27 protein-coding genes are annotated in these 25005 nt (G+C 54.0%); 5 read left to right on the top strand and 22 right to left on the bottom strand.

The annotated features are described in order from the left end of the window. Positions 1–70 precede the first annotated feature (70 nt). The 19 genes from JOE29_RS17450 to JOE29_RS17360 all read right to left on the bottom strand — a co-directional run bounded on the left by JOE29_RS17450 (position 71) and on the right by JOE29_RS17360 (position 16315). Positions 71–766, bottom strand: coding sequence for a thioredoxin domain-containing protein (locus tag JOE29_RS17450; RefSeq protein WP_058443990.1), 696 nt, complete (start codon positions 764–766; stop codon positions 71–73). Continuing rightward, entirely contained in the window at positions 763–1062 is a 300-nt protein-coding gene (locus JOE29_RS17445) for a hypothetical protein (RefSeq protein WP_058443991.1), read from the bottom strand. Before JOE29_RS17445 ends, JOE29_RS17450 begins: the two co-directional genes overlap by 4 nt. Then, the gene (locus JOE29_RS17440) at positions 1059–4067 is read right to left on the bottom strand and encodes a conjugative transfer ATPase (protein WP_210078035.1); all 3009 of its coding nucleotides are present in this window, start codon (positions 4065–4067) and stop codon (positions 1059–1061) included. Before JOE29_RS17440 ends, JOE29_RS17445 begins: the two co-directional genes overlap by 4 nt. After that, positions 4067–4522 carry a TIGR03751 family conjugal transfer lipoprotein gene (locus JOE29_RS17435; protein WP_074321243.1) on the bottom strand — a complete coding sequence of 152 codons (456 nt, stop codon included), beginning with the start codon at positions 4520–4522 and terminating at the stop codon, positions 4067–4069. The genes JOE29_RS17440 and JOE29_RS17435 overlap by 1 nt, the downstream gene beginning before the upstream one ends. Beyond that, the gene (locus JOE29_RS17430) at positions 4500–5984 is read right to left on the bottom strand and encodes a TIGR03752 family integrating conjugative element protein (RefSeq protein WP_011267022.1); all 1485 of its coding nucleotides are present in this window, start codon (positions 5982–5984) and stop codon (positions 4500–4502) included. Before JOE29_RS17430 ends, JOE29_RS17435 begins: the two co-directional genes overlap by 23 nt. Then, positions 5974–6897, bottom strand: coding sequence for a TIGR03749 family integrating conjugative element protein (locus JOE29_RS17425; RefSeq protein ID WP_058443999.1), 924 nt, complete (start codon positions 6895–6897; stop codon positions 5974–5976). Before JOE29_RS17425 ends, JOE29_RS17430 begins: the two co-directional genes overlap by 11 nt. Further along, complete coding sequence (locus tag JOE29_RS17420; protein ID WP_054994239.1) at positions 6894–7562, bottom strand: PFL_4703 family integrating conjugative element protein; 669 nt, start codon at positions 7560–7562, stop codon at positions 6894–6896. The genes JOE29_RS17425 and JOE29_RS17420 overlap by 4 nt, the downstream gene beginning before the upstream one ends. Next, complete coding sequence (locus JOE29_RS17415; protein WP_058444001.1) at positions 7559–7951, bottom strand: TIGR03750 family conjugal transfer protein; 393 nt, start codon at positions 7949–7951, stop codon at positions 7559–7561. Before JOE29_RS17415 ends, JOE29_RS17420 begins: the two co-directional genes overlap by 4 nt. Before the next feature lie 15 nt (positions 7952–7966). After that, positions 7967–8332 (bottom strand): TIGR03745 family integrating conjugative element membrane protein, encoded by a 366-nt coding sequence (locus tag JOE29_RS17410; RefSeq protein WP_058444003.1) that lies wholly within the window; start codon positions 8330–8332, stop codon positions 7967–7969. Between the two features lie 19 nt (positions 8333–8351). After that, complete coding sequence (locus tag JOE29_RS17405) at positions 8352–8591, bottom strand: TIGR03758 family integrating conjugative element protein (protein WP_005783177.1); 240 nt, start codon at positions 8589–8591, stop codon at positions 8352–8354. After that, positions 8588–8950 (bottom strand): RAQPRD family integrative conjugative element protein, encoded by a 363-nt coding sequence (locus JOE29_RS17400; protein WP_080397498.1) that lies wholly within the window; start codon positions 8948–8950, stop codon positions 8588–8590. Before JOE29_RS17400 ends, JOE29_RS17405 begins: the two co-directional genes overlap by 4 nt. Before the next feature lie 79 nt (positions 8951–9029). After that, positions 9030–9362 carry a DUF4177 domain-containing protein gene (locus JOE29_RS17395; protein WP_058444005.1) on the bottom strand — a complete coding sequence of 111 codons (333 nt, stop codon included), beginning with the start codon at positions 9360–9362 and terminating at the stop codon, positions 9030–9032. A gap of 9 nt (positions 9363–9371) precedes the next feature. Then, positions 9372–10835: a UvrD-helicase domain-containing protein gene (locus JOE29_RS17390; protein ID WP_058444007.1), complete on the bottom strand. Its 1464-nt coding sequence runs from the start codon at positions 10833–10835 to the stop codon at positions 9372–9374. A 9-nt stretch (positions 10836–10844) separates the two neighbouring features. Beyond that, positions 10845–11594, bottom strand: coding sequence for a TIGR03747 family integrating conjugative element membrane protein (locus JOE29_RS17385; RefSeq protein WP_058444009.1), 750 nt, complete (start codon positions 11592–11594; stop codon positions 10845–10847). 39 nt (positions 11595–11633) lie between these two features. Next, the gene (traD, locus tag JOE29_RS17380; protein WP_058444011.1) at positions 11634–13793 is read right to left on the bottom strand and encodes a type IV conjugative transfer system coupling protein TraD; all 2160 of its coding nucleotides are present in this window, start codon (positions 13791–13793) and stop codon (positions 11634–11636) included. 11 nt (positions 13794–13804) lie between these two features. After that, positions 13805–14311, bottom strand: a complete 507-nt coding sequence (locus JOE29_RS17375) for an integrating conjugative element protein (protein WP_058444013.1) — start codon at positions 14309–14311, stop codon at positions 13805–13807. Continuing rightward, the gene (locus JOE29_RS17370) at positions 14308–14865 is read right to left on the bottom strand and encodes a transglycosylase SLT domain-containing protein (RefSeq protein ID WP_011267029.1); all 558 of its coding nucleotides are present in this window, start codon (positions 14863–14865) and stop codon (positions 14308–14310) included. The genes JOE29_RS17375 and JOE29_RS17370 overlap by 4 nt, the downstream gene beginning before the upstream one ends. Further along, the gene (locus JOE29_RS17365) at positions 14850–15596 is read right to left on the bottom strand and encodes a TIGR03759 family integrating conjugative element protein (RefSeq protein WP_011267030.1); all 747 of its coding nucleotides are present in this window, start codon (positions 15594–15596) and stop codon (positions 14850–14852) included. Before JOE29_RS17365 ends, JOE29_RS17370 begins: the two co-directional genes overlap by 16 nt. Positions 15597–15604: 8 nt before the next feature. After that, positions 15605–16315: a hypothetical protein gene (locus JOE29_RS17360; RefSeq protein ID WP_044311788.1), complete on the bottom strand. Its 711-nt coding sequence runs from the start codon at positions 16313–16315 to the stop codon at positions 15605–15607. 459 nt (positions 16316–16774) lie between these two features. Here JOE29_RS17360 and JOE29_RS17355 point away from each other — a divergent pair, with 459 nt between their 5' ends. The 5 genes from JOE29_RS17355 to JOE29_RS17335 are packed head-to-tail and all read left to right on the top strand — an operon-like array spanning position 16775 to position 20290. Beyond that, positions 16775–16951: a hypothetical protein gene (locus JOE29_RS17355; RefSeq protein WP_154292353.1), complete on the top strand. Its 177-nt coding sequence runs from the start codon at positions 16775–16777 to the stop codon at positions 16949–16951. Positions 16952–17000: 49 nt separating this feature from the next. After that, on the top strand, positions 17001–17774 hold the full coding sequence (locus tag JOE29_RS17350) for a nucleotidyltransferase domain-containing protein (protein WP_058444015.1): 774 nt from the start codon (positions 17001–17003) through the stop codon (positions 17772–17774). 2 nt (positions 17775–17776) lie between these two features. Beyond that, the gene (locus tag JOE29_RS17345; RefSeq protein WP_210079722.1) at positions 17777–18406 is read left to right on the top strand and encodes a cupin domain-containing protein; all 630 of its coding nucleotides are present in this window, start codon (positions 17777–17779) and stop codon (positions 18404–18406) included. Next, a complete protein-coding gene (locus JOE29_RS17340; RefSeq protein ID WP_161937020.1) occupies positions 18393–19748 on the top strand; it encodes a hypothetical protein in 1356 nt (451 codons plus the stop codon). The genes JOE29_RS17345 and JOE29_RS17340 overlap by 14 nt, the downstream gene beginning before the upstream one ends. A 2-nt stretch (positions 19749–19750) precedes the next feature. Then, the gene (locus JOE29_RS17335) at positions 19751–20290 is read left to right on the top strand and encodes a GNAT family N-acetyltransferase (protein ID WP_044311785.1); all 540 of its coding nucleotides are present in this window, start codon (positions 19751–19753) and stop codon (positions 20288–20290) included. A 218-nt stretch (positions 20291–20508) separates the two neighbouring features. Here JOE29_RS17335 and JOE29_RS17330 read toward each other — a convergent pair whose 3' ends face one another. The 3 genes from JOE29_RS17330 to JOE29_RS17320 all read right to left on the bottom strand — a co-directional run bounded on the left by JOE29_RS17330 (position 20509) and on the right by JOE29_RS17320 (position 24954). After that, positions 20509–22767, bottom strand: coding sequence for a DEAD/DEAH box helicase (locus JOE29_RS17330; RefSeq protein ID WP_058444020.1), 2259 nt, complete (start codon positions 22765–22767; stop codon positions 20509–20511). A 106-nt stretch (positions 22768–22873) separates the two neighbouring features. Next, positions 22874–24325, bottom strand: coding sequence for a DUF6094 domain-containing protein (locus JOE29_RS17325; protein WP_058444022.1), 1452 nt, complete (start codon positions 24323–24325; stop codon positions 22874–22876). A 29-nt stretch (positions 24326–24354) separates the two neighbouring features. Next, on the bottom strand, positions 24355–24954 hold the full coding sequence (locus JOE29_RS17320; protein ID WP_044311782.1) for a hypothetical protein: 600 nt from the start codon (positions 24952–24954) through the stop codon (positions 24355–24357). Positions 24955–25005 lie beyond the last annotated feature (51 nt).

Genomic DNA, 25005 nt, shown 5'->3' with positions numbered 1-25005 from the left:
AAAATTTAAAAAGCGGTTACCTCCTACCCTCCTAGCCACTTAAACTGCCCGAGAATCGGATTATAAGCGCTCACTCAGTGACGCCGCTTGATCTCGTGGTGGCCAGCCAGTCCATTGCGGAAAGAAGCACGTCACCGTCAGGTGCTCCCTGCAGCTTGATCGAGCGGCCAGATTGTTTGTCCTTGATGACTAGCGTAGGTGTGGCCGTGATGCCGTCCTGGCTTGCCTTGTGAGCCTGGCTAATGACTGCCTGTTGCACGGACGGGTTGCTCGCAGCACAGGTATCGATGAAGTGCTGTCGATCTTCGAGCCCAGGGATCTGCGGATTGCCAGCAGTTCCAGCACCGTTCGACCGAGTACGCTGATAAATGAGCTCGACTGCGAGCCAAAAAGCGTCATTGCCTCTCTCAATCCCCGCGCACTCAGCCCACCGGGCCTCATAGCCCGCTGCAGGCTCATGCATAGGTAGGGGCAGATGGTGCCACTGAAGATTCACGTCTGGATGCTGATCAACCCAGGCTTTGAGATGTGGGAAGTAATCCTTGCAGTAGGGGCATTCCAGATCTGCATATTCGACGATGGTGAAACGGGCGCCACGGCTCCCGTATACCCATCCGCCACTATGTCTCTTCTGATCGGCTGCCGGCGCCACGGGGCCACCTGTGACGCCAGGCTTATTCTGCAGCTCGGTCAGCAGAAAAGCTGAGATAGCCAAGGCGACCGCACCGATGCAGTAGAGGATTTGCCGGCGCGTCGGTCGCTTCATGCGGAGGCCTCTTTGTCGAAAATCTGTTTTGCCAGCAGCTCCTGATCCAGCAGCGTCAGAAGAGCTTTCTGAGCGCTTTCAGGCTGAGGGTGATGCTCAAGCCACTGATCCAGTGCTTTGTGCAGTTGGGTTTGGATCTCTCGACGATCAACCGCTACATGTTTCACGACTTGCAAGTGCTCAATCAGTACCGGCGCGCAGATCTTCAATGCAATCAGGGATTCTTCCTGCGGGTTCGTAAGAATTTGAGTCAGACTGTCGATCAGGTTCTGAGTCAGGGCATCCATGGCTCTCATGCCAGGTTCTCCAATGCAGGGGGGGGTGGGAATGTAATGTTCAGGGGTTCAATACCTCGTTTCCGGTCGAGATCTGCAGCTACTTCCAAGGCAGCTCCCAACTCGTCGACACCCATGGACTGCATCAGGTCGTAACGTTGTTTTTTCTCTTCCGGCTCGGTCATGGCCAATGCCAGGTACAGGCTCGGCGGAACAGCGCGAAACAGGACTTCCATCGATTTCGAAAGAACCACGCCTTCGGTGTATTTACCGCTCTCTTTGCGTGCTGACAGCATCAAGCCCTTCTGTGCAGGTGTGAGCTCACGGAAACGGGAGATCTTTTCCACTTCGTCAGGCGGCATGTTCAAGCAGATCCACCACTCGATCATGTTGAGCATTGGTGCAGTCGAGGGAGGAAAGTCATCCATGTTCTGTGTTGCCAGCCAGAACCAGGCCCCGAGCTTTCGCCACATTTTGGTGATCTTCATAATGTAAGGGGCGAGGAGGGGGTTTTTGGTAATGATGTGGCCTTCGTCTGTCACGTTGACCAGAGGACGGCCCTTGTACTGATCACGCTCCGCTATGTTGTTCACGGTGTTGATCAGCGAGATGTAAGCGATCGACAACTGGGCGTTGTAGCCCTCACGTGCGTAGGTGGCCAAGTCGACGATGGTCAGATCTGCCTCAGGCCAAGGCGTACCGGTACGGTTGAACATCTCCCCGTCGGCGCCCATGCAAAACATGTCCATGGCTTCGGCCATTTCAAGCATCCGATTGCGTCTGCCCTCCGGGATGGAGGTGTCTTCCCCGGCCGCGCGCAACGCATTACGGACATCTTCCGTCAGGACGGTGCGATCGGCGTCGGAGCAAATTCTGGCCGCTGCAAGGATGCACTGTCGGATTACGCTGCGGTCAGCCCGGGTCAGCCGAGCTTCCTCTTTTTCCTCACCGCCGGTGATCATCAAACGGGCTACGATTTCCATCTCGCCGAGGACATCCCGTTCATCATCGTCTTCATCGGGCTTGGCATTCATGTCCTCGTCAGAGCTCTCTAAGTCATCAGCGTCCAAGGTCTTGACCTGGCTCGGTGTGTTTACCAAGCGAATAGCGTCGGCGAACGGAGCCAGGCTAACGCCTGAGTTCGGGGCCAGCTTGATCCTGTTGACTGTCAGCCCAAGCTTTTTCGCGAAATCCCCGAGTAGACCGAAACTGTTACCCGCCTCGACGATGAACAGGCGCGGTGCGTAAACCGCAATGAGCTGGTTGAGCAGGTTATTCAACGTGGCGGACTTACCTGCACCTGTGGGGCCGAACAGAAACATGTGGGCATTCATCTGACGATCCAGCTTGTTGAATGGATCAAATGTCAGTGGAGCCCCACCACGGTTGAATAGCGTGATGCCAGGATGCCCAGTACCACTGGAGCGACCCCACACCGGGCACAGGTTTGCAACATGCTGGGCGAGCATCATCTGCACGTACCAGTCCATGGCTCGCTTTTGATTGACGTCGAAATTCCCGGGAAGCCAACGCAGGTAGCTGTTGAGCGGGGCCACCTCGTCGTCAGATGCTACGGGTTCCATACCGGCACCCAGCAATGCGTTGGTCAACTGCATGCTGCGCGCGGTGAGCTGTGCTTCGTCATTTCCCTTGAGGTAAAAGGCGATGCTGCCTCGGTACAGCTTGTGCTCACGACCGATCAGTTTCCTGGCATCGTTTACCGCTTCGCGGGTCAGTAGTGAAGCCTGGTTGTCACCCACCGACTTGCGTGCCAGCTTTTCAAGATGAGCCTCCAGCACGTCTTGAGGTGTGATGACCAGGGTGATGGCCAACACAGTGTCCTCAGGCAACTTGTCGAACAGGGCATGCAAGGCATCACCGCCTTTACGTGTTTCGCCAGTCAGGTGGCCGGTCTTCGGGGCTTCGCGCAGCCGATCCAGCATGATGACTCTGTGAGGCTGGCCATCGAAGTACCACAAGCCTTTTTGACTGTCGGATTTTGGCTCTCGATAAAAGAGTCCCTGGGCGAAGTCGTCGCCAGTGACCAGTGGGAGATCCTCGCCTGCATCCTCTGTGCGTTTGTTCACCAGTTGAAAGAAGCGATCAAAGTCTTTGAGCGTCGTGCCCAGGTGATCAGGGTGAGGGTTGAACCACTGCAGGAGCCAATGTCGGATGTCGTAACCGTCCATCCGTTTGCTTTCAATGCCGGCGTTGGCCAGACCTCCTGTGAAACGCTGACAAATGTTGTCCAGGTGCATGGCAGGGGTTTGGCCACGGAACGCTGCATCACCGACTACCCGGCGATATACGACTACCCGCACTCGGCGCTGCTGGCCACGCCAAGGCAATTTTGAAACTGTGGTGTCTTCAAAAAGACCACCAGGTTTGGCGATTGCATCGAGGTGATGCTTGAAAAGATCCAGATACAGCTCCGAGAACGGGCTGCCTTTAGCCTGTGGTCGGATGTATTCACGCAGGTTACGAAGGTAGTCATCCCAGCTGGTTTCGTCCTTCGCGTAGAACTGCACAACCCAAGGTGAAGTATCGAGCTCGTCAAAACTGTTTTGCAGCGCGTTCTCCAGGGCATCGCGCACCTTGCGAAGCCATTCGGGATCACGGCCTTCAGTGCCGATCGGAGTCAGTTCGAAGAATGCTGCCAAGGATTTGCCATCCTCAAGCAGCATCGCTTGCTCAGCTGGCAGGTACTCAATCCATGGAAGGAGGTCGACAAAGCTCGGCTTGACGTCGTACAGCGCGGCGACGTCGCCAACTGTGGCAGGCTTCTGCTTCGGGTTTCTCCAATCGCCCGGCGCGGGTATGCCCTGATCCTCCAGTCGCTTCAGGTAACGTTCAAGGGCAGCATCCACATCGTTTTGATCTGAAGCTTTCAAATCCCCAACCAGATCATCCTCAGGCTGTTCAAGTTCGACCGCTGGAGGCTCGCTCAGCAGAGGGTCGCCCGCTATATCCGTCTGCGTAGCTGAATTGAGGGACGCGCGGCTTTTGAGCCGTTGAAAAAGAGTCATCAGTAGTCCTCGACCCGCTCGCCAGGCATGGCGTACTGCACACGCTGATAGAGAGGGAACACAGTGGTGTAGCCAGGGACTGGTGCTGGATCGGAGCCCGCAAGGTGCGGAAACACATACATGACAAGATCCGGATTGGGCAGTCGTTTGAACTGGCTGTAGATCTCGTTTTGAGCGGTACGGGTGTAGGCCGCGCTGTCCTGCAAGGGCTGGGTTGCGCGTACATCGATTGGACGGCGCAACTCCGAACGCGCATCGAGCAGCTGCCGGCCACTAGCGCTGCCGGCCGAACCGGTCGTGCCTTGATTCCAGACGTCCATCATGGTGTTTTGACCATGCGGCAGCATTTGCTCTTTGTTTGTCGAGCATCCAGCCAGCAATCCCGCCGTGAGAACGCAATACAACAGCGCGCTGCGCGCTGAGCCCAAGTGATCAATCCAGGTTGGCATTGGCATGGTTCGCTCCTGAGGCGTACTTGACCTTGCGGCCTTTGAGTTCGTAGTCAATTTCCAGCTCTTGATCGATGTGCAGTGAGACTTGCGCACCAGGCAGGACATAAATGGCCGCGAACGCTTGTCCGTAGAGTTTGTTAACCCAGCTCGAAACGTCCGTGACTCCTTGGGTCAGGATCTTCCCCATCGCCTCGTTACCAGACAAACCGGTGCTACCCAGCGTCCCAGATGCGTTCGAGACGTATGAGGAGGTGCTTCCCTCGGTCTTGATCAACGATGCTGCTCCAGCGCCTGCTGCGGTGATGAGGGCTTGTGAACCGATGTACTGCTGCGCATTGCTGCGTCGCTCGCCCGCAATACAGGGAATGCCATATGGATCACTGATCCAGCCAAGACCACCCTGGATGGGTTGTTGGTCTCCAGAGTTGTTCTGGTTGTTGTTCTGTTGATTGCCACCCTGAACCGGTGCCGGCAACGTGCGGACAGTGCCGTCGGTAAACACGAAGGTCAGACTTTTGATCTGCCCCCGCACGCATGAGAGGGTCCAGTCGCCGGACGCTGTACCGCTGGCCACCGCACCGGCTACGTCAGGAAGGTCGATGCCATTGGCAGTCAGGTTGTCCGGACCGATCAGAACCTTGAACGGGTAGGGGTCATTAACCGTCCCATCAACAGGAACCCGGCCGATCAATGCGGACATGGCCACCGAGCCCATCAACGTCGAGTTTTGAGGGAGGGTGTAGGCACGTCTTACCTTCTTACGCTCCTGTTGCTGGCCACCCATGTCATCGCGGACAGACTGAGCACCTGTCGTGAGCGCTTTCTGTCCTCGGTCTACGGACTCGCCGAAGGCTGTAGGAAAGCTGTAGGCGCTGGCTGGGACGCTATTGCCGGCAGTGATCGGTTTACCGTTACTGTCCAGGGCCGTCGCGTCCTGTGGATCAATCCACACGATGTCTGAACCGCTTGTTTCCGATTTGAACTGTTGGCCATCACCAGGCTGAACACCCAAACCAATCGGTAGGTCCGAATTGGAATTACTGTTTTGTCCCATTCGGGTCAGTTCATCCATCTGTTTGCGCAAGCCCTCCAACACGCTCTGCTGTTGCTGCTGACTATCCAGCTTGAACTGCTCCTGGGCGTTTTTAAGGCGCTGGTCGACGGTCTGATCAATGTTTGCCAGTCGTTGTTTGAGTGTCTCGTTATCCTGTTTGACCGCAGTGTTCTGTGCGATGACGTCGGTGATCTGTTGCTTGAGCTCGCGTCCTTCAGCGACGACCGTGCGCAGCGTGTCGCTCGGCGTGTCGCCTTCCACACCCAGGGCTTTGGCTTGCTCAGCCGTCAGTTTTGGAGCAGGGGTTTCGGTACTTGGTGCGGGGGCACTTCCCAGTGATTTGATGCCGACGAAAATCACAAGCAGGAGGAATGGAATCACCAGGTACTTGAGCAGCGGATTACCTTTCATGCTTCGCTCCTTGCGCTGCACGCGGATCTGTTTGGGTCGCCGAGAATACGGCCGCCTGTGTCAGCCCGTGTCCCCGCGTGACCAGGTACAAGGTCGTGGTGTCACTGGCATCGCCGCGTGATCCAAGATAAGGATGTTGGAACGCTGCAGTGACGAATTCACCCATGAGCTCTCGAGGATCAAGCGTGATCCGCTGCGCCGTCTGATTCTGCAGCTTCACGGCAGTCACCCAAAAATCATCCAGACGCCATGCGCCTAAGGGTGTGGACTTCACAGGTAGAGTGGGAAGCAAGGTCGCCAGATCAAGGCTGCGCTCAACCTTCACCTGGGCGATGCCGTCTACAGGCTCAACGGTGCGCAACGGCGCATAGAGCATCTGGGCTGCATAGCGGGTGAGGACGACTGGGACGGGCGTTTCTCGCTTGACCACTTCCTCTGGTTCATCGTCTTCATCGCTTGAACGGCTGGTTGAGTCCGTGTTCTTCGTAGTGGCGTTGGCTGAGCGTGCTGTAGCAGCCCCTCCATAGCGTGCTGATGATGTTTCACCTTCGACTATCTTCACCGGCTCGAGCGGCGTTTGATCCGTAGATGCCTCTGTAGCAGCGATGTCGACTAGAATGATCTCACCGGTCTTGGCGTTTTGCAGCTGAAGTCGAGTTGGCTCTATCGCTTCCTTCGCATATAGGTAGATCGCGCCCCCCGTACTCTGCACCCGCAGCTTTTCAGTCAGCGAACGCGGGAGTCCAACACGAACATTCTGATCAACGAAGACGATGCGTTCCTGATTGATGCGCAGAGGAATGGCCAGCGGCAACCGCTCCCAGCGCAGAATCTCGACCGCTGAGGCGACTTGGGCGTTGCCAGCCAACACCGCCAGTAATGTCGAGCATGTGATTACTCGCAAAACACTCATTTGAAGACTCCTTTTGACGGAGTTGCAGGAGCTTCAACGTTGCCCTCGATGCGTTGTGGTGCGCCGTTGTAGCAGTCCCAGGCCAAACCGAAGGGATTGGTTTCGGGGTCGACGTCCATACGTACAACGTGGAGCGGATATCTCGCGAGGGCACGCTTGACCAACTGCCCGCCGTAATACTCGTCTGCTGTGATATCCAGCGTCACGGTCCAATCGTCGATAGAGTTGGTCACCGTCCTAATCTCTGGCGAATCTCCATAGCCTCGGCCTGGAATTTCGTACACGCCCCGGACGCGCTTGCGTAGCTCACCGCTGGACCTGCGCAGTTCAAAATCACTCTGCAGGTAATGCTTGCAAGATGGCGTGATGTAAGCATCCAGACGGGTGATATTGGCTTGGTAGTCCTGCTCGCCGTCGACCGGCCACCGGTTCATTTGCTGAAAGATGTACAGGCCGAATGTGTATACCGATTGGGGAGGGACATCCCACCACATTCGCGTGCTTCCAGACCTCAGATCTGGCGGAACGTGAACGGTCAATTGCTTGGGGGCGCTCCACCAGCCGACACCGAGCCCGGCATTAATAAGCGCGAGCAATACAATGGCTATTCTCAAGCTTGTGATGTGGGCGCGTTGTGAGTCGGCCAACTTCAAGAAACGGCTCATCGGTGCTCGCTCCGGCGGCAAGTCCAGTTGCCTGATCGAAGGACCAGGTTGGCTTTGTTGAATGAGGTCGGGCCGAGCATCGCCGTTTGTAGCTGCAACCTGCGGTAGACCCATGTCTCTGGTCTACCGCGTTTAAGGCGTCGCAAGACCCTAGATGCGATGAGCATTCCCAATACTCCTCCTATGAGGGCGCATACCACCGGCATGGATGGAGTCACCATGAAGGCCAGCGGCAGACCAATCACAAAGCCAAACCCACCACAGCCAAATACAGTGACCCACATCTCGTCCGCCGTAAGACCGCCAATCACCACTGGCTGATTGTTCAATCGACTTGGCAGAAAACGCAGGGTGCCGTCTTCATGCTGATCTTGCTGGAGCTCAGTCATGGAAGCCTCTGCGACTCAAAGGATGTTGGAAGCTGTAGTGACCAGGTAGATCGTGACGCCAATCAAGCACACACCGACTATGGCAGTGCTGCCCAAGTCAGCCCATTTGGCTTTGCCCATATGGATTTCGTGGAAGACGCCAAGCGCATGGCGTCCGACCATCACGATGCCGTAAGCGCAGAGACACAACCCCAGTAGTGTGAAGCCATCAAACGCGTAGTTTTGAATCGTCTGTATGAAGCTGGTCCCCGTGCCGCGCGTCGGAGCCTGTGCGCCTGGTAGCGCTGCAAAAGCACTACCTGGGGTTACCGCCATCAGGACGATCGAGCGGCGGGACTGAAAAAGGGCAAATGCCTGGGAAAGTAATCGATACAGCGTCATCTTTGTCTCCTTGGAAAAATCAACTCAACAGCATGAAAGTCATAATCATGAACAGCACCGCCCAGCGAGTAGCTGCTACTGCAGCCGCTGGAGCTGCAAGATTTCTTGTCGCCCAACCGCGATAAATGCTTGTAAACACCCAGACGCCCCACAGAATCAGGATGCCCATAGCAAGCCCGGTCCACAGCGTGTTGCTGTTGGCCGGTGAAAAGCCGGCAGCGGCCTGAAAGGCACTGATCTGGGTGGAGGACATCGTCATCGCGTGTGATCACCGCTGACGTTGTATTGGCCTGATATCTCGACTGGGTCGCGGGGCTGTGCCCGAGAGGGAGTCAGATAATCCTGCAGGCCTTGGCGAATGCGTGCGATATCGCTGACTAATCTGGAGTAGTCCAGGTGATAGCGCTGGGCCGATTCACTGGGTAGGTCAGCGCTGCGCTGTGCTACGGCCTCAAGCGCATTGAGCTGGCGAATCATTACTTCCACGTTGGCCTGTTCAGAAGCCGTGCCGGCCGCCCGGGCATACGTGGAGAGCATCGGCGTGCACAGGAGGACTGCGGTCAAGCAGATCTGCACGTGTGAAGACGTTGATCTGATCGCGGGGAGTTTGATTTTCACGTCGCGGGCCTTGGAAGCTGTAGGAATCTATGTCCACAGCATGCCCATCGGCCCGGATGGAATCAGTACGAAACCCTTTTTAGGTCTGAGGGGGTTTGTCCAATGAAGTTAACGGTGTGGTGCAGCGTTTGAAGAAGAACAAAAAACCGGTGCTGATCGCGTAGCCAAACGCCCAGCCCTGCGCGTTTTGGTTGCCGATCTGTTCATGGCCGCGGTTGATCTGCTGAACGCTCACCAGATCCCATCCTTCTTTGCCATGGCGATTCAATACGGCCAGAGTTTCAGGGTTGCTCAGATACCTCTCAACATCCGGTTGAGTTGTCTCATCTGTCGACTTGAACATAAACACGCCGCTGGTCACGGTTTTGTAAGGGAGGGGGACGAAGGTCTGGGTGTATTCAAAAGTGCTCATGGGTCAGCCTCACGCTATGGCCGCGATTACGGATCGGTTGTCTTTGAAGCGTTGCATGATGTCGATGACCAGCGAGTTGACGGCCAGAATCTTCATGGCCCGTGTGACAGCGACGTATAGAAGGTTCAGCTCATCGTCGCGCTTGCCGGCATCGATGTCAGGCGAGAGCGGATCCGCAGAAAAATCCTCATAAAGCCCAACGAAGTCCCACTCCAAACCTTTGGCTCTATGCGCGGTGCTGAGGGTCACGGTTGCATCGAGCTCCGACGTGACTGAAGCAGCACGCAGCTGCTCGATTCGGTGAGGTAGGTCTGGGTAGTTTTCGATGATTTTGATCGAACGCAGCATCTCAGGATCCTGCGTGGCCTTCGCGATCACGACATACTGGTCGTAATCGGCATAATCAGTGAGCAGTTTTCGCTGCTGAATCTGGTCATTCATGTGCCGGCTGAAATAGAACAGGTCCTCCAGATCGCGCAAGGAATAGCTGTCGATCCCTCCGATCCACTGCATGCGGTGGTTTTGGTTGACCAGGCGCAGCGCGTTCTCGATCACACCGCTCACAGTGCGGTGCAGGTAGGTTCGGTGAGGTAGATCCTCCGGTAGGGCTCGTTTTACCAATGTTGGCTGTCCCAGGCCTTGCAGGGGGATCTTTTCACCCTTGAAGGACAGGATGACGTTGGCCACGTAGGCAACTGCCGGCCCAAATCTGAAGCTCTGGGTCAGAAAGTGTTTCTCAGCGTCCTTCATTGCGGGGCTGTTTAACGCATCAACAGCGCCCCTGAACCGATAGAGCTGCTGATGTCGATCACCGACGGTGACTTGCGTGATTTTTTGGATCTGGACCAGATTCGCAATGACCGGGTTCACGTCTTGCCCTTCGTCGAGCAGGATCGCACCGAAGCGCTGGCTCAGATCTGGTTGGCTCATCTGGTAGAGCTTCAGATAGCCATCGTGCGTCATGGGGACTGAGCGATCGTTGATATCGACCATCTTCTCCCAAACGTCTCTGGTCAGGTTGAGCGCTTTACTCATGTACTGCTGCTGGACCGAGGTCAGTGTGCGGTTGCTCTGGAATCGCACAAAGTGGTCTTCAAGCAGCTCCAGATCCTTGCTGGCCATGAAGGCATTGAGGGTAGAAACGATGTCTTTGGCCAGCTCCCAATCCTGGGTATTGATCGTCCTCGCGACGTCGGTCAAACGCAGATTGCCTGCCTGCTTGTGTTTGTACTGGCTGCCATAGACAGCGTAGGCGAGGCCGTGAGCTGTTTTGCAGGTCACATTGCGTGGAAAACGGTTCTTTGCCGCGATCTCAACGGCTTTGTTGTAGCAGAGGTACAGCATTTTGACCGACGAGTTATGTGTGGCGTAACCGACGAGTGTCGTTGTCTTCCCGGTACCGGCAAACGCCTGGACCAGTAGCTTCTTTGCGAAGGAGTGAATAGCTGGCAGTTGTTCTTCTGTCCATTGCATGGAGGGCACCTAAAGGTATTTTTTGAAGCTGGACGCCGTAATGCTGACCGCCAGGCCGAGCAGTGCTGCGCATGGCAGGAGCACCAACAATGGGCTCACGCTGAATGGCAGAGCCAGGTAGAGGCTCCAGGGGATGATCACCAGCGGCACCATCGTTGCTCGAGCTTTGTGATACAGGTAGCTGGACTCACGGCCGGCACCGAACCGCCGCAAGTCTCTGCGCACCAGTCCGTCCACAAAACCAACAAACGCCGTCATCACAAATAACGGGATTGCGAGGGTCAGGATCACCAGGCGCACGCAAAACACCAGTGTCGTGTAGAGCGCCGCAAGGCCGTAATCTTGAAACTTGCTGACTCCCACGCCGAGCATGTAGCGCATATCGACACCGCGTGATCGTTGTCCTGTCGCAGCATAATCAGCGGTATGTTGAACCCAGTCCTGAAGCCCAGTCTTGACCACTAGCCAGTCATATGTGGTTTGGACCAGCCATGTCGCTGTTCGGCCTGGCTCTTGAACAACCACACTCTGCAGGAACCCCTTGGAGAGCCAACTGAGTTCATGATTGAGCATCGCACGAGCATGCTGCCAACCGGCCTCCGGCCAGAAGAAGTACATGCAGATCCATTCGACGATAATGGCTCCCCCCAGAGAGAGGAACATAACTGCAGCGAATCGGAATGGCAGGGTGAAGAGAGATCCTATGAACGACTGTTCGTGGTCTTGTTGCTGTTTCGCGCGATCGGCAACGTCAGCCATATCAGATGCCCCCTTGCCGATCGCTCAAACCGCCGAGAGTCATGCCACATCCTCAGGTGCAACAGCGATTTTTTTGAAGTCGTCGAGCAGATCTGCAGGCAGCGACTCGTTGAGCGTCTGATAACCAGGCGCTGACCACCAGCCAGTGTCGTCGACCTTGCCCACCTGATACGTCTGACGCATGCTTTCCGCCAAGGCCTGCAGATCTGCCGGCATTACTTCATCAGGATCATGGCCAGGCAAAGGCATTCTGATTTTCCACAGATTGCCGCCTTCCATGAGCGCAAAGCATTGGCCCTTGGGGAGGCCGACGACATGCGCTGGCTCAATCATTGGCACGCTGACCTGCTGCACCTGGTCATGACTGGAGGATGTGAACGCGGTATTGCCCGTTGCACTGTCATTCGCCGAGCTGGCCGGGGTGGATGTGAAAACCTGAACCTTAGGCAACTGGTTTGTCAGCAGCTCGGCAGTGGACGTTTCGCGGACGCGCAGCATGAACACGTTGTTGAAGTTACCGATCACTTGGCCAGCCTTGGCCTTGTTGCCGATCTTCGCTTCGATATCGCTCATTGTCTGGGTGTAGGCAGTCACCTGCATGCCGGCACCGCCACCCTTGTTGATCATCGGAATGAATTCCTCACCCATCAGCTCGTTGAACTCATCGGCATGGAGGTTGATAGGCACTTTGGTGCCAGGGACGCTGTCCGGTAGTCCGTCGTCGACACCGAACTTGTAGATATGGCCAGCGACCGAGACCAGGTCGGAGAACATAGAGTTGCCGACGGCAGCGGCGACCTCTGTGTCCGACAAGGCGTCCAGGCCGATATAAACCACGGCCTTTTTGCGGACCACTTGCATCCAGTCAAAGATCGGTCGAGGATCGTTCACGTCCTGATAGTCGGGCGAGATCAGTTCCGCCATGCGGCCTGTTGTCAGCTTCTCAAGCAGTGGCAGCAGCGAGGCGACGATCTTGTCGAAATAGGTCTTGTCGTAGCGGACCGCGCTGCGCAGTCCATCCATCACTGGATCTGCCACGCGCGTCTGAGACAGGTATTGATCGATGGCCACCACACGGAACGGCCGGCCCTTCATGTTGAACGGTACGTTTTTTTCGTTGAGCTTGCCTTCAATAGCGACGATCGCCTCCCAGGCCTTTGGATCATATTCATCAAAGTATTTAGAGGCATACTCCTGGAAGATCCCTTCGATGTTGATCACGTGCTGCTGGATCTGCAGGTAGTCAGGTCGACGGCCCAGCGCGACGAGGGCTCTTGCGATGATGTTCACGAATCGCCAAGCGAATTCACGGAATGCTGCTGAGTTACCTTCCCCGGAGAGTTGCCCAGCGATCCTGGTGGCCACCTCTGAAATCCGCCCAAAACGCCCAACGGCGTTGTAGCGTGCCGAGTGATCTGGCCAGCCCAGGTGGAACACATAAAATTCGTTCAGGCGGCCGGCGCGTTTGGCTTCGAGATACATGCGCTTGAGCAAATCTGCATCGCCCTTTGGATCAAAGACGATGACGACCTCGTGCTTGCCGTGCTTTTTCCGCCGAATGTCCTGAGTGATGAACAATTCAGCCAGGCGCGTTTTTCCGACACGGGTGGTGCCCAGAACAATCGAATGGCCTACTCGCTCGCCCAACGGGAGAGAGACGTTCTCCTCGTATGGCTCGATGCCGTGCAGCCTTGGCAAGCCGCCTACGGGTGGCAGAGGTCGCACAGGATTGATGGGCACGTCCCATGATGTTGCTCTGGCCAGAAGCCGGACAGGGTATGGAGCGAACTCAGCTCTCTCCTCAAAGCGACGCGCTGCGCGGAACAGTGAGGTGGCCTCAACGTAGCTGGCGTACTTCGGCAGGTAAGTGTCCATCAGCCGCTGGGTATGGCGCTGCTGCCAACGGAAGCCAAGACCGATGAAGAGACGTTGATTGCTCACCGGCACTTCTTTACTGGTCATCGTGTAATGAGGCAGTCGACGGATGTTTAGACGATAGCGCAGCACCTGCCAAGCTTGTTTCAGACGCACTAAGCCCAAAGCGAGAAAGCCCGCGGAGGTCACGATGCCGAACAGCGGAGTAAGCGCAAACGCCCAGGGAGCGAACACGCACAGGAATGCACCTGCAGCGCACACGTACACGGTGTACAGCTCTACAGCGGGTCTGAGAAGTGATTCAATGGCGTAATCGTGAGCCATAACCCGACCTCCTATTGCTCGATGGCGGTTGGGGTGATCAACACCGGATAGTGATTCAGGCCGAGTCGTTGAGAAAGCTCGTCACCTGATGCGGGGGACACCAGCGCGTCGGGCAACCAACTCCTGACTACGGCAAGTCGTTCTTGTGTGGCCACGTTGACCACCAGTCCTACGGCCTGCATCTGCTTCAGCACCGCACCGCGTTCTTGTAGCCATCGGCGTGAAGTTTCATCGTCCCCGACCAGGAACAAAGGCTGCAGGCCTGGCGCGTTGATGATTCGGCCCTGAACTGTCCCCGGAGTCATTCGAGTGGTGCGTACCGGCAAACCCTGTGCTGCTACAGGATCCAGTTGCGAGGTCAGGTCATTTGAGACAGAAGAGGACGGCTCGGGATTGAGAGATCGATAGTAAGGCAGCGCTGAGTCACCACCTTTGTCTTCAACCACGGTGAGCTCTGCAGCTTGGCAGATCACAAATGGCAGGCAGAGCGCTGCGCCGAGGATCACTGATCGGGTCATGGATTGGTCACCAGCATTTGGATGCCGGTTACCCGACTGAGATGTTTGGCAAAGGCCTTGCGGTAATTGGCTGCTGGAGCGCCGCCGGCAGGGCGGTGATAGCGTCCGGCTACGGTGATCCAGTCACCGCCAAGCGCGCGCAGTTCGGCGAGCATTTGTGCAGCTACATCGAGGTTCTTGTAGGGATTGAGCGCGTCGCACGGATTGCTTGATTTAAATCTCTGGCCGTTCCAGCCCATGTTGACCTGACCTAATCCGACGTCGACCCGCTTGGGACCCGCCTGCGCGAGTGCGATGATAAGTGCGGTGCAGGCATCGGCACGGGTTGCAAAACGATAACTAGCGCCGGCAACGTTCAGCGTCCAAGGCCACGGGACCAGTTGGCCCCGCAGTGGGGTCCCACTTTCCTGCAGTGCCACCGAGTAGAGCACTTCCGACGGAATGTTCGCTGCGCGGGCAGCCAACTGATAAGCCGGCGGGGGAAGCTCGGCTGCATGGCTTGTCAACACGAAGCACAGCAGGGCAAGGCCTGCCCACGTCACTGACGCAGCCATTGCCCATTCACCTCTCGCACAACGGCCGGTAACTCGCCACCCAAGCTCAGGCCAAGCCAACGTCCACCGTCATGGTTGAGGGTGATTTGTCGGGTTCTGACATTCGCAGGGTCGATCCCCGAGACAATCGCCCAGTTGCGAATTCGCTCATCGTCGTTCTGGCTACCCACCATGTACACGTCAAACGGCTGCTTCTGAGCTTGAAGGGCCTTAACCCGAACTGAGCACTCCGGGCAATCGTCCTTGACGAACACTGCCAATCGGCCATTGCCCTGGTTAGCAGGGCTTGCGGTCGCCCCTTGGGGCGCCGAACTGGCGATGGGCATCAGATTGGGATAGAGGCGTTTAAAGGCATCGTCATATGCGCGTTGATACGCCAATTCTTTTGCCGTGCGCTGCGCCTCGGCTTTGACCTGGAGCTCTGCATACCGCCGGCGCTCTTCATCATTGCGGGCTTCGATACCCAATGCAGTCAGCGGATCCAGCCCGGGGGAATACACACCTCGTGAACTCTGCATCAGCGTTTGATAGCGCTGCCATTCCTGAGGACTCAGGTTCCAGTCTCGTGCCAGCATCTCGTCGCTCGATTGCGACTGGCTGTCCAGCAAAGCGCTCTGGTGCTCTCTACTGGTGGACTGTGCGGAGGTGTTGGTTGCAGCGTTGGCCATGCCAGCTGCTGTGATCAGGATGACTCCCGTCATTGTGAACATTCGCAGGTTGTAAACGGTCATGTGAACCTCTAAAGGCGCAGGGGCAGAATGCGGGTTGAGCCGTTGATGCTGAACAGGGCGCGCGAATCATCCAGGCTGTTGAGCTGCCAGTTGCTCCCCGCGACCATGTCGCCCGGGCGTATCAGGTTCAGTTGACTCAGTTGAGTGCTGCCAGGCGGGGCAACTGACAAGAAACGTTCGCCTCCGCGATACTCCACACCCACTACCGAAAACGGTGGAGGAGCCTCCGGAACTTTGCTTTGTGCTGTTGATTTGCGGGAGGGGGGTGGAGTCTTTGGCTTGGCTGCCGAGATTTGAACAGATGCTGGTTTAGCCGCACGCAGGTCCTGAAGTTTCACCTGCAGCTCCTCGATCCGAGCGTTCATGACCACAACTTCTTGCATTGAGGCACCCTGTTGGGCAGCGTCCTTCGCCGCCTCCTGCACCTGCTTCAGGAGGGCTTGAACGGCATCGATGCGGTTGGAAAGAGCCTGCTGGCCAGCCCTGAAATCATCGATGGTCACGGACTTCAGCTGGCTGGCAGCATCGAGCCGGTCATCCACGCCATTGATGCGTTGGGTAATGGCGTTGACGGTTTCCAGGTTCGCAGCTGATTCAAAACCTGTCTTCAGGTGGAGAATCTGCCACTGCTGGTAGACCAGCATGCCGATCAGGACGATCAGGGCCAGGATTTGCAGTACGGTGGCGCGGGAAAGAGAAGGGCGCAGTGGCAGCTTCATGGAGGACCTCACTCAAGATGTGAGGTACGTTCGCAAAAACCATGATTTGAAGCATTAGGAAACCCTTTTCCTATCGGATGGGGTTTCATGAGGGGCAGGTCTGGCTTTGAGCATTGACACCGTTTTGATGTATAGCCGAAGAGTGTTTGCTATGAATCGCGGACTCGTCAAAGCCATCTTCAGAAGACTCCAATGGATGAGTTTTCCCCTGATAGCACCTCGTAAGGTCCCGCGGAGAGCCGTCACACTTAATCGCCAAGTCTGGCAGTCAAAACCATCACCTACAACGGATTGGAAGAAGCACAATGGACTGCAATTCAAATTGTAACATTTTGTAAAGAAAACAGACATCAGTAAAAGGTATTCTGAAGTTCTTGAATCGCTCATTTTCTTAGAGGCTTAATAGCAGATGAGTGTTTTCAAGAACAACCAATCAATCAATCGATAGAGGGATTATCTATGAACGCTGATATGGATGCAAAAAAACTGACACTCGTGCCTGAAGACACTTTGACAGCCGATACGGTCTCCTACCCTTCAGAGGAAGAGATGGAATTATTCCAGCACGCTACAACCATGATGATTGATCGTGGTGACAACGACTGGATGGGTAACGGCATACAGAAAGCTGCATAATTTCATATGCAGGCGCGTCACCCCACCGGGTGACGCGTTGGAGATAAATATGAATAATGCAGAATTAATAGCTACTGCTTTTTGTGACGAAATAATACGTACGCTACACGGTTTGCGTTTTTCAATATATGTAGGTGGGTCGATAGCTTTAAATAAACATGACAAGTTTTCGGATATAGATATCTGCATCATACATGATGGGGATATTAGCATTGCGGATATTCCAAATGCAGAAAGGATTTTAAAAACGCCACAGGGGATTCAATCAAGCGTTAATTTTAAAGGTGAGAAAATTGATTTAAGGCTGGATTGTTTAAAAACCTTGACTAATAGCGTTGAGGATTTTATATCCCGAAATGACCTAACGCCCCGAGGTCAGCTCTATTTGTCTGCATTGAAAGCAGGGCGTTATTGCAAAGACGATCTGAACGTTAAAGGGCTAACCAGAAACTTGAGTATTGACGAAGAAGCCAGATCTAAGGTTATCGAAGATAATTGTCGATTTATTAGAGATTACGGATTTTTAATATATCTTGAGCGAGGGGATTACGCAACATTGGCAGATACGTTGCTGTTTACTTACCGTGCTTTCATTCATGTGTATTATGCTCTTGATTTCAGTCTGTTTCGAGGTTACAAACACGCAGCAGCCTTCGAGACGAATAAAAACAAAGGTGGGCAAGCAGTTATAGAAGCGTTTCAAAGTATATTTATGCAGCCAGAGGCAGGCAAGCTTAAAACTCTTTCACGCCATTTAAATTCTTTTTTTCAGCTTCACTTGCCTCAGTTGGAAATGAATTTTGACTTCCAAATCGGTCGATAACTATGATGGACAAGGAAACGCCAATAGTAGTAATAAATAGAGCCGAATGGAGTATTCCATGTATTTCCATAGATTGGCTTAAATTGATTCTTCAGCGAGACTGGGACTTAAGGGATTTTTTAGTTATAAAGAAAGGCAGCACATGTAAAGAGTCTGTTTATATCAGGCCTTGTAAAAAAGAAATGCTTTCCTTGATAGATAGACTTTACCTTGCCGAAGGATGTACGCTTTACTTGAGGAAAATTGAAAATTACGACCCTTCTTTCTTTAAATTCAAAACAGAGCTGGAAAAAGAATTTCCAAACTGTGCAATACAACTAAATGCATTCTTCACACCCCCTTGGTCGTGTGCATTAACTGCCCACGCAGATGACCATGATCTTCTAGCAATACAAATCGCAGGCAAGAAAAAATGGTCTTTCTGGCGACCTCTGTATGAGGTAGCTTGTAAGGGGCTAGATGCTCATCAAATAAGTGTGCTTTCCATGGAGCATGCAGGCAATTTTTCAGAAGAGCAAGAGCATGTTTTAGAAGCCGGCTCGTACTTTTTTATGGGTAAGGGCACCATTCACAAGGCTCAATGCTTCGATGAGCCATCTATTCATGTAAGTGTATGGCTTGAATATGATTAACTTTTATTTGTCTCGAGCAAGATTTGCAAATGAGAGGCTAGATTTTATCAGCCACATGAAAGTCTCCTCGCCGTTACTGTTCGCAAACTTGATTTCTAGCACTCAAGCATTTGTGCTACTTGCAATATCCATATCACTACTTTCACACCAAGCAATTATTTTTACTTATGCTGCAAGCATCGGGTTATTTTACACCTCGATGGTGCTAGCGGTCACTAATCCTGTAGGATACCGAGTAAGCTCGCATGTCGCTAAAAAAGACCATAGAGCTGCATTGATAACAATTGCGCGAGCTTACCCTTACTTGTTAATACTTATAGGTATTCTATGGCTTGCATTGGTGTATTGTCACGCATACACTATAAAGCCCATATCGGCTAGTGTTGATTTGGCTGTTTCAGCACAGTACATGAAGATTTACTGGGCTGACTCTGCTATCCTTACACTTTCTGTACCACTATACTTACTAGCACTTGCGCTCAAGAAAAATTTACTGATTTTGATGATTGCTATCTTTGGTGCGGTGGTAACATTAGTATATGCCTTTTACCAGGTATTCATCTTGCACGCACAGATACCCAGCCTGGCTGCTGCATCGCTTTATGGGAGAATCGTAATGGCTTTGGCTTACGCCATTATTTTTCTTACATATCTGAAAAGTGTTTGGCATGACCTAACGGTCGACGCAAATAGAAGTGATGAGAAAAGCAAAGACTTATTTTCGGACATAGTTGATTATGTTTCTGCTTCTCTCGCTAGTAATGGCTTGAGCCTTACTCAAGCTCTGGTGCTCTCTTTGACGCCTACGATACTTATTGTTAACGCAGCAGTTAGTAGCGTGTCCAATATTTTCAACTCGCTGGGACTTGCTTTGGGAACATCCGGCGGCATAGCTTTGGCGAGAGCAAATGCAATCGGCGAACCGTATTGTCTAGAAGTTTCAGAAGCGATAAAGATATATGCAAAAATATTTACTATAATTGTTTTTCTTTGTGGCCTTGTCATCTTAATTGTTCAACTTGGCCTGACAAAGTATTTTGATGGTCTTAAGTTGATTTATATAAGCGTTGTAACTTCGCTTATCGTATGTACGGCTTTTTTTACTAGCTACACTTCCAAAGCTATTTTAAGGGGGGACGCTCGCTTTCAAAAGAACCTGACTTTTCGATTTGTTAAATTCAGAGCCGTGGCGCTCGTTTTTTTCTATGCACTAACGCTCAGCGACATGCTTACTGAAGTTGTTTATTTCAGTTTGATGCTGCTTATGGCATTCTACTATGCACTAGCTATTTCAAAACGTATTGACAGTGGCTTGTGGGTGGAGAAATTCAAAAGGATATAAAAATGAATATATTACGGCCTACGCTAACTACACCTAGATTGAAGATTCGAGCGTTCCGTCCAGAAGATTTTGAATCGTTTTACACTGCGATCAATGAACCGAAAATAGCAACCAGTATGGGGGCCTTAAGCTACCCCTACCCAAAAGAAGAGGCTATTAAATGGTTTGAATCTCACGAGGAGATGGAAGTGTCAGGGCGGTCGTTGGTAATGGCTATTACCTTTGAAGAAAAAGTTATTGGCGCAGTGAGTTTGGTAGGTATTTCTTATCAACATTCGAGGTGCGCAGTGACATATTGGATTTCTACGCCGTACTGGGGGAACGGATATTGCACTGAAGCTCTGGAAGCCGTAATCCAATTTGCGGCTAATGAACTGTCGATTCACCGGATATTTGCACAATGCTTTGAAAGAAATTATTCATCGAGAAGAGTGCTCGAAAAAGCTGGCATGACTTTTGATGGGCTTTTTGTCGACGACTATAAAAAAGACGGTGTATTTGAAAATATTGTGCAAATGTCATTGATTAATAAAAAAGACTGACGCATTCATTAGCTGGCAGTCCGGCTAAGGCGTCTCGTAAAGCCTATAACGCAAATAGATGTGTCATACGCACGATGAACTTGGAGCCACCTGAAGGTTGATCCATCTACATATATACCAAAAAATGTAGGAGGTAGTGCGTTCAAAAAGCACATCAGGTCGTCGATGCGGTACCTTGCACAGCGCGGTGTGAAAAGGCCACCCGAAGGTGGCCATGTTCAAGCGTTGATGAGTTGTCTGGCGAGTGCCATCTCTACGGAATCGCCATCCTGGTTCAGTGAATCCAATCCAGACTCTGGAACATCCCCTGAAGTGCTCTGCGATACGGCGATCTTCTTGGCCATCAGCTGCAGGCAGGTGATCTGAGAGCTGCCGATGTAGCCGAAAAAGATCACTCGGACGTCCTGCTTCTGTCCGATCCTCCATGAGCGCCTTGCCGCCTGTTGCACCGTGTAGACGTTGTAACCAGTCTGCATGAAGGCAATGGTCGGAAAGTCGAGCAGATCCAGACCTGTTTTTACGAGCTCCGGGTTGGTGATCAGTACGTCGACACCTCGATCAACCTGGTCGAGGATCCAGTCCTCGCGCCTGGCGGTGTCCACTGATGCACGCAGCACTGCCACCTTCAGCCCCGATTGCTCGAGCACCCGCTTCATGCGGCTCGTGGTGTCTCTGGTACCCGTGTAAACCGAGTAGGCCAGAACCTTGCGGTTCCGGGCGTTTTCAGCAAGACATAGGTCCAGAAGGGCCTGTTCCTTCGGCATGAGCTCGTCGTCATCGAAGACCGACGGCACGAAAGCCAACGTGTCTCTGGATCGAGGATGTTTTACCACCTCAGGTCGAAAGCAGCAGTCCGGCCATGCCAACAGCACGTTCAACACCACCCCTAACAGCGTTGTATCTCTTCGGGCCAGCGCCTGCCGAAGCTCGACGGTCAATGTCTGGGCAAGCTTACGGTGAGCCGCCTCCTGGTCTGGAGACATCGGTACGTCAATGAACTCCTCCCGGTAACCAGGTAGCACGTTGCCGCCGATATCCTTGAGTTTCAGGAACACAGTGAAGGGTAGAACGAAGCGGTGAATGCCTTTCGGGCCGAACCCCGGAGCTTTGACCGTCCGCACTGAGAGTTTCTTGCCTTTGGCAGTCTTGTGAGAACTGCCATCACGCTCGGTGTAGATATCCTTCAATACCCCATGATCTCGCATAAAAGACATCGCCGCCGGCGCCATGCTTCCTCGCACGTTGGGCTGATAGCCGTCCTCGATCATACGTCTGGTGAGGATCCGGAACAGTAGGTAGAACAGATCGTCCGCATAGCCGCCCATGAGAGTGCCGGTCAGCAGCACAGTCTTTCGTGCTTTGGCTGCGAGCACGCCCATAGCCTGACCTTGTGCCGATCCACTGTTTTTGTACTCATGCCCCTCGTCCACGACCAGTAGGTCGAAGCACCCATCAGGCAGGTAGCGCTTGATGAACTCGGTGGGTTGGTAACCCCCCTCGCCGAACCCGAACTCGATGTTGGCCATCGCACGCTCCATGCGCTTGGCTTGGCGGTCGCTGAAGATGAAATTGCCTTTGGCGTCCATCAGGTTGATGAACTCAGAGACATTGTCCAGAAGCATCGAGGCGAGAAAGTCTTCGCCGAAGTCAGATAAAAGCCGTTCTGCACGAACAGGTCCGATTGTAGGGATGCGACACATCGACTTTAGGATCGTGTTACGGCGGCTGCCGCCATCCGATTTGCCCGGACGCATCAGCGTCCATAAAGCGGCATCACAGTGGTCGCAGCGTCGACGTCGCTCTTCACGCTGAAATTCCTCAGCAGTGATCAGATTGCCTTCCTGGTCCTGGAGCAGACGTCCACAATCTGGACACGCTGCCAGGCTCCTTCCACCGCCGGCACGTCGCTGCCAAAAGGCAAGACGCCAGTGAAACCCCATCCGCATTCGCACGCGGCCGAGAATAAAGAACTCCTGACGTCCGTCGTAGGTATCACCCAGTTGATCGCGCAGCTTCAGCAGCTTGACCAGGGTATCCGGTCCGTTGAGCACCCAGACGCGAGCGTCAGGGATGGTTTCGAGGATCTCGCGCCGCCACTTGTAGACCAGGTGCGGAGGCGCGATGACCATCGTCCTGCGATAACCAGCTCCATGCATGACTGCAGCGAGAGCGATGGCCATCATTGTTTTGCCTGTCCCCATCTCGGCATTGATGATGCCAGCCTGCTCATTCTGATCGAGCAAAAGCGCGGCAATTGCCTGGACCACTTGAGCCTGGGCAGGGAAGGGCTGTCGTTTGAGGCCGTCCAGCACCCACTGCCGAGCCGGATTGTCGATGCCGGCGTAGAGCGGTGGGTTGGAGCGGTTGAGTGACTCCAGGAGTTCGTCGCCAAACTCTTCGATAAACTCAGTGAGCCCGATGTTCAAAGTTGGCACACAAGGGTGGCCTGCAGGCGCAGCCAAAGGCAGGTCGTTCATGATGTTTCTCCACTATAGGGTTAAACAGGGCATGCACGACACCACCAAGGGTATTGTTCATACCCTGAGGTGCGGTTAGATGATTGAAAGGTCTTGGTAAAGTTTCTTAGTAGTGAGATGGCAACATGACTGTTGTTGCTGAGCGATCAGACTCGGTAATGATCCAGAGTCTGGTCTCATCCTCTGCGTCGATGTCATACCCTGAAAACAATCGACCTTCAGCACTCAGTGCTTGCTGATTGCTGTCCCAGTCGTCGTTTGAAATCTCGCCCCAATCGCCCGTCGCGTGACGCTTTAGGTACTGCATCACGTCGAGAGAGTTGTTTTCGAGCAGACTTTGAACGCTATGCGTGAGCACCACACGGCCCAGTTCAAATAAAGCGTCCTGGCTACGTGCTTCAGTGTTTGAGGTGGTTTCGTGTGCCGCTGGTGTTGTCGCATCCGAGCTGATGGTCAGTGCGCACCCGAGATAGGATGAGCCTGGCGTCATGTCCCATGCCCGGATTCTGGGCACAAAACGATCAGTCAAGATCCGAGTCTCAAAAACGTTGCCGTCCTCGTCCTCAGTGAATTCGGTCTTGGGAACCTTATCCTTGTAAGTGTCGCCCTTGAGCACCAGGACACGCCCGGAACGAGAGGTCACTACACCAGTTATGGCTCCAGCAGCGAGTGCCAGTGCCAAGTGCCACCGTGAAAGTGCCTTCACCGGGGCCCGCGGTTGAGCGCCAGTCTGGCCAAAGTGCAGCGTGAAATCAGGCCATAGGCCTCTCAGACGAAGAACCTCTTCACTGAATTGCTCGGGTTCAAGAGTGATTCGGTAGAAGTGTTCCAAGTCATTAGCGATCGGTAGGACAGCGTATTGCTCCCATGGCCAACTGGCGGGTAGCAGATCAGCAGCTTCTTCCCCGGATCCGATTGCCCGCAGATACTCACGCATCGCCGCCAGTTCCCGGGATCTTGCCAGATCCTGACGCCGTACCCTGATTCCGAATATCACGACCTGTTTGAACGTCCGGTCTACCGCGGCGCAGATCCGCAGCCCGGTAAAGTGATTGGTGAGCCAGCCACACAGCTCGTCGTCCAGCACGTAGTGAGGAACGATGAATACCATCACTCCTCCGTACTGAAGCAACGGCAATGACCGTTGGTAAAATGCCTTCTCCAGCCTTTTGCGGCCGCTACCCTGGTACTGTGAAGCGCCAGAGTGATCAGCGACCAGATCCCCGTAAGGAGGGTTGAGCCAGAGCAGTCCGAAGGACTGTCGAGAGATCATGGTGTCCATCAAGTCACCCTGCAGCACTCGGTCCAGCAACGTTTTCGAGTGATCAGCGCGCTCTTTGTCGTACTCAACTGCATACGTCTCTGTTCGGTCTCGCTCCAGTCGGTGTGCGACCTCAGCCAAAGCCACTCCTTCTCCCGAGCACGGATCAAGAATCCGCATCCGTCCGGAGGTCGCCGGCAACAATGCCTGCAGAGTGCGCTCCAGAGTCAGTTCGTCAGTCGGGTAATAGCCGTTGCGTGCAAAATTACGGGCAAGCCGTGAGAACATCAAAGCCATGGTTGGATCCTTGGACTGGTGGGCGTGAACTACGCCGTAACGTCAGTGGTGAGTTTCCCTGCGCGAATGAGTTCGCCGAGAGCTTTTTCGAGCACGTCCAGCTGCAGCGACAAACGCCAGGCTGTCACCGAGCCAATAGCTCCCGGTAGCGGGTGCAACATGTTGTGCGCAGTAAGGACCTCCATCACCGGCTCACGCCAATGTGGAAGGAACGGAAGAGGGCAAGTGTCTACGATCAGCGGCCACAACCTATCGAACGGGTCTTGGGCTTGATTGATGAGCGCGTAAGCAGAATGGTTTGCTCTATCCGGCTGCGAGCAACGCTGATCGAACAGCCATAAGTGCAGCAGGCTGCCGAAGAGCGTTCCGCGAAGCTGGCGAGTGGTGCGTTTTTCCAACAGATCCGTATCAGGGAACACCGGGATGCGTTGGTCATTCATGACGATGTGGAACTGGCCCAGGCCGTTCTCGGTGGTACCGAGTGTGAGTCTGGCCAGAAACTCCTGCATGGCCGTGTCGCGGCCCCAGGCTGATAGAAATATCAGGTTTCGCTGCTCGTCACAGACGCACGCGTCGACGTACAGATCCGGGCATTCTTCGATGTGAAAGAGTTGAGTGCGGTTCGGCATTAGGTCCTCCAAAACAGGAGGGGAACCGCCCTGAGGGGCGGTGATGCCCCT

This window comes from Pseudomonas sp. PvP009, from assembly GCF_017832995.1.
In the GTDB taxonomy this organism is placed as follows: domain Bacteria; phylum Pseudomonadota; class Gammaproteobacteria; order Pseudomonadales; family Pseudomonadaceae; genus Aquipseudomonas; species Aquipseudomonas syringae.
This window is presented reverse-complemented; position numbering and strand designations above follow the sequence as displayed.

Excerpts from the sequence above, each read along its gene's own strand:
- JOE29_RS17450 (WP_058443990.1), bottom strand. The coding sequence starts at position 766 with ATGAAGCGACCGACGCGCCGGCAAATCCTCTACTGCATCGGTGCGGTC.
- JOE29_RS17445 (WP_058443991.1), bottom strand. The coding sequence starts at position 1,062 with ATGAGAGCCATGGATGCCCTGACTCAGAACCTGATCGACAGTCTGACT.
- JOE29_RS17440 (WP_210078035.1), bottom strand. The coding sequence starts at position 4,067 with ATGACTCTTTTTCAACGGCTCAAAAGCCGCGCGTCCCTCAATTCAGCT.
- JOE29_RS17435 (WP_074321243.1), bottom strand. The coding sequence starts at position 4,522 with ATGCCAATGCCAACCTGGATTGATCACTTGGGCTCAGCGCGCAGCGCG.
- JOE29_RS17430 (WP_011267022.1), bottom strand. The coding sequence starts at position 5,984 with ATGAAAGGTAATCCGCTGCTCAAGTACCTGGTGATTCCATTCCTCCTG.
- JOE29_RS17425 (WP_058443999.1), bottom strand. The coding sequence starts at position 6,897 with ATGAGTGTTTTGCGAGTAATCACATGCTCGACATTACTGGCGGTGTTG.
- JOE29_RS17420 (WP_054994239.1), bottom strand. The coding sequence starts at position 7,562 with ATGAGCCGTTTCTTGAAGTTGGCCGACTCACAACGCGCCCACATCACA.
- JOE29_RS17415 (WP_058444001.1), bottom strand. The coding sequence starts at position 7,951 with ATGACTGAGCTCCAGCAAGATCAGCATGAAGACGGCACCCTGCGTTTT.
- JOE29_RS17410 (WP_058444003.1), bottom strand. The coding sequence starts at position 8,332 with ATGACGCTGTATCGATTACTTTCCCAGGCATTTGCCCTTTTTCAGTCC.
- JOE29_RS17405 (WP_005783177.1), bottom strand. The coding sequence starts at position 8,591 with ATGACGATGTCCTCCACCCAGATCAGTGCCTTTCAGGCCGCTGCCGGC.
- JOE29_RS17395 (WP_058444005.1), bottom strand. The coding sequence starts at position 9,362 with ATGAGCACTTTTGAATACACCCAGACCTTCGTCCCCCTCCCTTACAAA.
- JOE29_RS17390 (WP_058444007.1), bottom strand. The coding sequence starts at position 10,835 with ATGCAATGGACAGAAGAACAACTGCCAGCTATTCACTCCTTCGCAAAG.
- JOE29_RS17385 (WP_058444009.1), bottom strand. The coding sequence starts at position 11,594 with ATGGCTGACGTTGCCGATCGCGCGAAACAGCAACAAGACCACGAACAG.
- traD (WP_058444011.1), bottom strand. The coding sequence starts at position 13,793 with ATGGCTCACGATTACGCCATTGAATCACTTCTCAGACCCGCTGTAGAG.
- JOE29_RS17375 (WP_058444013.1), bottom strand. The coding sequence starts at position 14,311 with ATGACCCGATCAGTGATCCTCGGCGCAGCGCTCTGCCTGCCATTTGTG.
- JOE29_RS17370 (WP_011267029.1), bottom strand. The coding sequence starts at position 14,865 with ATGGCTGCGTCAGTGACGTGGGCAGGCCTTGCCCTGCTGTGCTTCGTG.
- JOE29_RS17365 (WP_011267030.1), bottom strand. The coding sequence starts at position 15,596 with ATGACCGTTTACAACCTGCGAATGTTCACAATGACGGGAGTCATCCTG.
- JOE29_RS17360 (WP_044311788.1), bottom strand. The coding sequence starts at position 16,315 with ATGAAGCTGCCACTGCGCCCTTCTCTTTCCCGCGCCACCGTACTGCAA.
- JOE29_RS17355 (WP_154292353.1), top strand. The coding sequence starts at position 16,775 with ATGAACGCTGATATGGATGCAAAAAAACTGACACTCGTGCCTGAAGAC.
- JOE29_RS17350 (WP_058444015.1), top strand. The coding sequence starts at position 17,001 with ATGAATAATGCAGAATTAATAGCTACTGCTTTTTGTGACGAAATAATA.
- JOE29_RS17345 (WP_210079722.1), top strand. The coding sequence starts at position 17,777 with ATGATGGACAAGGAAACGCCAATAGTAGTAATAAATAGAGCCGAATGG.
- JOE29_RS17335 (WP_044311785.1), top strand. The coding sequence starts at position 19,751 with ATGAATATATTACGGCCTACGCTAACTACACCTAGATTGAAGATTCGA.
- JOE29_RS17330 (WP_058444020.1), bottom strand. The coding sequence starts at position 22,767 with ATGAACGACCTGCCTTTGGCTGCGCCTGCAGGCCACCCTTGTGTGCCA.
- JOE29_RS17325 (WP_058444022.1), bottom strand. The coding sequence starts at position 24,325 with ATGGCTTTGATGTTCTCACGGCTTGCCCGTAATTTTGCACGCAACGGC.
- JOE29_RS17320 (WP_044311782.1), bottom strand. The coding sequence starts at position 24,954 with ATGCCGAACCGCACTCAACTCTTTCACATCGAAGAATGCCCGGATCTG.